Consider the following 6000-nt stretch of genomic DNA (forward strand, 5'->3'; position numbering starts at 1 on the left):
GAGGGGGAATGCCGCTTCAGGGTTGACCAGTGGCGATCGTCATCCGTCTCTGGCCGGCCACTAAGAGCCAGTCGCGAATGTGCGAGCGACGACCGCAGCTTCGACGTTATCGGTCATTCGATTGATGGGAAATCTGGACCGTGCGCTGTGCTCATGACAGGTAGTTGCTACCTCAATTGTCGGCGTGCTCACGCGCGTTGCGGCGAATAGCCTGAGGTGGTTCACCGAAAGCTCGCAGAAACGCACGGCGCATTCTGTCTGAATCAGCAAAACCCGTTTCTCGCGCAACGACGTCAATCGGCAGCCTGCCCTGCTCGACCATGAGACGCGCTGCTTCCAACCGCAAGTTCTCGACAGCTTTTGCAGGTGATTGCCCGGTCTCCTCACGGAACGCCCGGCTGAATTGCCGCACACTCAGATTGGCGGCTTCAGCGAGTCTGTCGACCGTCAGTGGGGTGTGCAAATTGCTTTTCGCGTAGACCAGCGCGGTTTGTATCCGGTCAGTTTTTGCATCGAGGTCAAGCAGTGTGGAGTGCTGTAACTGTCCGCCGGCACGTCGATGGAACATGACCATTCGCTTGGCGACAATTCGCGCTACCTTTGCACCAAGATCTCTTTCCACCATCGAAACCGCAAGATCGGTCCCCGCAGTCATGCCCGCGGATGTCCATACTGGGCCATCCACGATAAATATCCGATCTTCTTCGACTTTGACTTTCGGATACGTCGTTTGCAGTTCGCGCGCGTGTGCCCAGTGAGTCGTGGCACGCCGATCGTCCAGAACGCCGGCTTGAGCCAAAAAGAACGCGCCCGTGCACATTGAGGCAACGCGCCGGGTGTTTTTCACCGCGTCTCTCAAATATTCAATCAGTGCGGCGCTCGCCAGGTGCGCGCCAGTGATGACGCCGCCGATGATCACCGTATCGAACCCGCCTTCAGAGAAACTGTCCGTCATGACGGAGTATCCGAGAGAACTTTGAACCGGCCCACCGCTTTCAGATATCAGACGTATCTCGTAGTACGGCTCCTTGGTCAGTCGGTTTGCGAGCTCAAACACGGTCAGTCCACCGAAAACCATGACCTGGAAGCCTGGAACGACGATGTAGCCAATGCGCAGCATGATAGGTCCCGGAAAATAGCAGGACATAACGTTACGTCCTCCACGCTGGCGCCTGGCGCGAGCCGTCGCCTGCTGAACTGTGATTCTAACCAGCGATCCTGATGCCGATAAGAGTGGCCGCGCCAGCATGGCCGGAATTGTCGGAAATACGTCTCTCCCGCCTCGTTGAGGGCTTCTACCATTGGCGGATTCCCGAGTCTCACATCGGACCAATCGAGAAACCCCTATGGAAAACAACCTCTCTGGAACAGCGTCTATTCCCGCACCCTCTATCTCGCGCCGCGCGTTCCTCGCGAGCGGGACCGCCTTTGGTGCAAGCCTGCTGCTGGATCGCGGGGCGCAGGCGCAAAGTCCTGGAACCGGCGGCGTACCGGGTATCAAGGAGTACGACGTCAATACCAATGGCATCACCCTGCACGTAACCGAACAGGGAGATGGGCCAGCCGTACTCTTCTGCCACGGGTTTCCGGACACTTCCTACACGTGGCGCCGGCAGATGAAAGCCGTGGCGTCTGCCGGATATCGGGCAATTGCTCCCGATATGCGCGGCTGCGGCCGCAGTTCGGCTCCGGCGGACCCAACCTTGTACACGCCACTGCAAACGGTCGGCGACCTGGTGGGCCTGCTCGATGCGTTGAAGATTCCAAGCGCTGTCCTCGTGGGTCATGACTGGGGTGCAACGCATGTGTGGCAAGCAGCGTTGATGCGTCCCGACCGATTCAAGGCCGTGTTCTGTCTGAGCGTGCCGTTCGTTCCTCGAGGGGATGTCAGCGTCTTCGAGAAGATGCGCAAGTCCGGCCACCAGGATGACTTCTACATGTTCGAACAGAGCCGGCCGGACGCCGATCAGATCTGGGCCGACGCCACGGTGACAATTCCGGGAATCCTGTACTGGGCATCGGGCTCCGCTCCCGCAGACAAGCGGTGGAGTCCGATGGATCCGGCACGCAGCCTTCACCGTGCGGCCCCCGGACCGTTACCGTCATGGGCGGAGCCTGATTACGTCGCTCATAACGTGGCGGAATTTCAGCGTACCGGCTTTCACGGTGCCCTGAACTACTATCGGGCCGCTGAACCGTACTTCTACCTGTCCGCTCCGTGGAAAGGCGCCAGGATTACGCAGCCTTCGTTTTTCATCTGGGGGAAGGCGGATGGTTTGAAAGAGCTCTATCCGCTGACCGTGGACCAGATGCGCTCGGGCGTTCCCAGTCTCATTGGCGGTCTCGAACTCGACAATGTGGGCCACTGGGTACAACACGAAGCCCCTGATGTGGTCAATGAGCAACTCGTGAAGTTCCTGCAAACCGTAACCCCCACCTGACTCGCTATGGGATTGATACGCGGAAAGGGCACCTATCCGGCGTCACCGCCCCCACGCCCACGCACCCTGCAGCAGCCGCGCCGGCAAGAGACATCCAACTGAGAAACGGATTTAACGATGGTGACAGGCAAAAGCCCCGTGTACAGGTTGAACAATGGAATTGAGATGCCCGCATTCGGACTTGGGGTGTTTCGCAGCGAGCCTGAGAAAACCGTAGCTGCGGTCAGATCGGCAGTCGCAAATGGATACCGGCTGATCGACACCGCTGCGGCCTATGTGAACGAGCAGCAGGTTGGGGAAGGTATCCGCTCGTCTGGCGTCCCTCGGGAGGACGTCTTCGTGACGACCAAGGTGTGGATCACCGACTATGGCTACGACCAGACCCTTCGTGCTTTCGACCGAAGTCTTCTGAAGCTGGGATTCGATGTCCTGGACCTGTATCTGATTCATTGGCCGGTCCCTTCGGCCTTTGAGGCAACTATCGATGCCTACAAAGCCGCGCTGAAGCTCCTTGAGGAAGGGCGCGTTCGCGCGATTGGCGTGTGCAACTTCAGCTCCAACCATCTCCGCAGTCTGATTGAGAAAACGGGTCATATTCCCGCGGTGAATCAGGTAGAACTGCATCCCTTCTTCATTCAGCGTGAACTTCGCGAAGCTAATGAGAAGCACGGAATCATCACCCAGGCGTGGTCTCCGATTGGCGGCATCAAACGCGACGGTGAAAAGGCGAAGACCTCGCAGGAGATGCATGACCCTCTCTCCCATCCAACAGTGGTGCTGCTCGCCAGGAAATACGGAAAGACCCCGGCGCAGATTATCCTGCGCTGGCAGATCCAGTTGGGCACGTCTCCCATCCCGAAGTCCGTGCGTCCGGAACGGATTGCCGAGAACATCGATATCTTCGACTTCGGACTTGCGTCGGGGGAAGTTCAGGCAATCAGCGAGCTCGACACCGGCGAACGTGGCGGACCAGACCCGGAGCAGGTGAGTCCGCAAACCTTTCCTATAATCAATCGTGACTAAACCAGACCTACCTATGTCAGCTATGTCACGCCGCACTCTGCTCGCCAATGGAACCGCGTTTGGTGCAAGCCTGTTGATGAGTAAGGCAGCTTTTGGGGCTGGGTCTGGCGCTGCCGGCGGCACGGTAGTCGTCGGTGCCAGTTCAGATAACGTCCCTAACCTGACCGTGCGTACCTTCAGCTCGCCGCGTCACACAACGCGCTACCTGGAGGCTGGCCCGGCCGATGGGCCGTTGATGATCTTCCTCCATGGCTGGCCCGAGATCGGCCTTATGTGGCGCGCGCAGATCGAGGCGTTCGCATCCGAAGGCTGGCGCTGCGTTGCACCGGATATGCGTGGCTATGGCGGCTCATCGGTGCCGGCCGCTTCCGAGGCCTATGCCTTGAACGAGATCGTCCACGACATGGTCGAACTGCACGACCATTTGGGGGCGCGCCCGGCAATCTGGGTTGGCCACGACTGGGGAAGCCCCGTGGCCGGAGCACTCGCTGCGCACCACGGGGCGCGCAGTCGCGGCGTGGTGCTGATCTCAGTCCCTTACTTTCCGGAGGGCTTCGCACTGCCCAATCTCGTGCCGCTGATCGACCGTCAGTTGTACCCTGCGGATCAATATCCGGATGGGCAGTGGGATTACTTCCGCTTTTACCTGACGCACTTCAGCCAGACGGTTAGCGATTTCGAGGCGGACACCCCGGCAACGCTCGCGTCGCTCTATCGGCGCGGCAATCCTGCCTCTGTCCGCCAGGTCTCTCCGTCCGCCTTGATCACAAAAAACGGTGGGCGTTATGGCTCGGCGCATCGCGCCCCGGCGACGCCGCCTGATCCAGCGCTCTGGACGCCCACCGACTTTAACGCGCTGGTCGATGCGTTCGATGTCAGTGGTTTCCGTTCAGTCAATGCCTGGTACCTGAACGACACCGCCAACATTGCCTACGCGCGCACAGCGCTCGACGGCGGCCAACTACGCCAGCCCGTTTTGTTCGTCAACGGTGATTGGGACGCAATCTGCGACATCAACCGCAGTCGCCTCGGAGAACCCATGCGCACCGCCTGCGTCGACCTTTCCGTAACGAACCTGCCCGCTGGCCACTGGCTTCCGCTTGAGCGCAAGGCTGAGCTTGTCCAAGCGATTCGTTCGTGGCTTAAGACGAGCGGGTTGTAGCGGGTGGACCGGCCGGGTGAACGTTTCCCGGTCGAAGTGAACCAGTTCGTCGATTGGCTGAGGCAAAGCTTCCTCGCATGAGGTTAATCAAGCACCCCGACATGCCACAGATCCAACAGCCCTTTCCCTACAGCGTGGAGTGTTCGAAATGTCTGATCAGAAAATTTTTGTTGCCGGAGCGACAGGCGATACCGGTGGAGCAGCTACCGAAGCACTTCTAGCGGCTGGTGAAAAGGTACGCACACTGGTGCGGAAGGAGGACCAACGTTCGGAACGACTGAAGTCGCGCGGAGTCGAGGTTTTGGTCGGTGACCTTTCCAGTCTGGACGACGTGGCACGAGCTCTCGAGGGCATTTTTTCGGCGTACTTTGTCTATCCAATCGAAGCAGGGGGAATACAGGCGAGCGTCTATTTTGCTCAGGCGGCCCGGGAGGCTGGAATCAGCGGGATCGTGAACATGTCGCAAATTTCCGCTCGCAGGAACGCAACGAGTCACGCCGCACGTGACCACTGGATCTCGGAGCGGGTATTTGACTGGTCGGGAATCCCGGTCACCCACATTCGCCCGACGTTCTTCGCACAATGGTTAACTTATCCCGGCCAGGTTGCAAACGTCAAAAAGGACGGAACGTTGAGGCTGCCCTTTGGTAACGGGCGTCATGCACCGATTGCAGCCGAAGACCAGGGGCGCGTCATCGCTGCGATTCTTCGTGATCCAGCTCCGCACGCTGGCAAGGTCTACCCGCTATACGGCCCCATCGAGATGAACCACCATCAGATCGCTGATGAAATGAGCAAGGTTCTGGGCCGGGAAGTGAAGTACCAGCCGATTGACCTCGATATGTTCGAAAAGCGGTTGAATACCGATTCGAAATTTAGCGATGCATTTTCACAGCATCTCCTGTCTGTCGCTGTCGACTATCAAAATGGAGTTTTCGCCGGTACCAATACGCTGGTCGAGGAACTAACGGGCACCCCGCCCATGACCGTCGAGACGTTCATCCGTAAGCACGTGGCGGTCTTCGCAGACTGACGGTCTAGTCCTGCCCTCGACCAGAAGCTGCTCGCGATTGTCTGGACTTGCGTAGGACGCCTCGTGAGCAGGTATCCCGATCATCAGAGAATGCATGAAGTAGTTGGCACTGACCGCAAAGTGCGAACCCTTCCGGCTCCAATACGCGCGATATATGACGTAGTTGATTCTTAATCGGATTCGAAACTTTGACCCGAGAGAGCGGGTTGTGCATACGGCCGCTACCGAATGCAAAGGAGTCGTTCCTGTGGCGGCGCCGACTGGCGGTAACGGGTCGAACTGAGACGATCAAAGTCACTTTGGCCGGCCGCTCTATGTCGGCGATAGGTCAGGAGATGGAA

Annotated in this window: 5 protein-coding genes; 4 read left to right on the forward strand and 1 reads right to left on the reverse strand. The window is 58.7% G+C overall.

Going from position 1 to position 6000, the window contains the following annotated elements; all coding sequences use genetic code 11:
• Positions 1-172: 172 nt before the first annotated feature.
• A complete protein-coding gene (locus FH08_RS0134800) occupies positions 173-1120 on the reverse strand; it encodes a GlxA family transcriptional regulator (RefSeq protein WP_031362756.1) in 948 nt (315 codons plus the stop codon).
• Between the two features lie 226 nt (positions 1121-1346).
• Here FH08_RS0134800 and FH08_RS0134805 point away from each other — a divergent pair, with 226 nt between their 5' ends.
• From FH08_RS0134805 to FH08_RS0134820, 4 genes are all read left to right on the forward strand, one after another.
• Positions 1347-2441, forward strand: coding sequence for an alpha/beta fold hydrolase (locus FH08_RS0134805; protein ID WP_081889670.1), 1095 nt, complete (start codon positions 1347-1349; stop codon positions 2439-2441).
• 165 nt (positions 2442-2606) lie between these two features.
• A complete protein-coding gene (locus FH08_RS0134810) occupies positions 2607-3464 on the forward strand; it encodes an aldo/keto reductase (protein WP_326928998.1) in 858 nt (285 codons plus the stop codon).
• A gap of 76 nt (positions 3465-3540) precedes the next feature.
• Complete coding sequence (locus FH08_RS0134815) at positions 3541-4626, forward strand: alpha/beta fold hydrolase (protein WP_081889671.1); 1086 nt, start codon at positions 3541-3543, stop codon at positions 4624-4626.
• Between the two features lie 148 nt (positions 4627-4774).
• A complete protein-coding gene (locus FH08_RS0134820; protein WP_031362760.1) occupies positions 4775-5659 on the forward strand; it encodes an NmrA family NAD(P)-binding protein in 885 nt (294 codons plus the stop codon).
• The last annotated feature ends 341 nt before the right edge of the window (positions 5660-6000 follow it).

Source organism: Caballeronia sordidicola (genome assembly GCF_000729995.1).
Classification (GTDB): Bacteria; Pseudomonadota; Gammaproteobacteria; order Burkholderiales; family Burkholderiaceae; genus Caballeronia; species Caballeronia sordidicola_A.

Bases quoted from the DNA above. Each gene is read 5' to 3' on its own strand.
- FH08_RS0134800 (WP_031362756.1), bottom strand. From the start codon at position 1,120: ATGCTGCGCATTGGCTACATCGTCGTTCCAGGCTTCCAGGTCATGGTT.
- FH08_RS0134805 (WP_081889670.1), top strand. From the start codon at position 1,347: ATGGAAAACAACCTCTCTGGAACAGCGTCTATTCCCGCACCCTCTATC.
- FH08_RS0134810 (WP_326928998.1), top strand. From the start codon at position 2,607: ATGCCCGCATTCGGACTTGGGGTGTTTCGCAGCGAGCCTGAGAAAACC.
- FH08_RS0134815 (WP_081889671.1), top strand. From the start codon at position 3,541: ATGAGTAAGGCAGCTTTTGGGGCTGGGTCTGGCGCTGCCGGCGGCACG.
- FH08_RS0134820 (WP_031362760.1), top strand. From the start codon at position 4,775: ATGTCTGATCAGAAAATTTTTGTTGCCGGAGCGACAGGCGATACCGGT.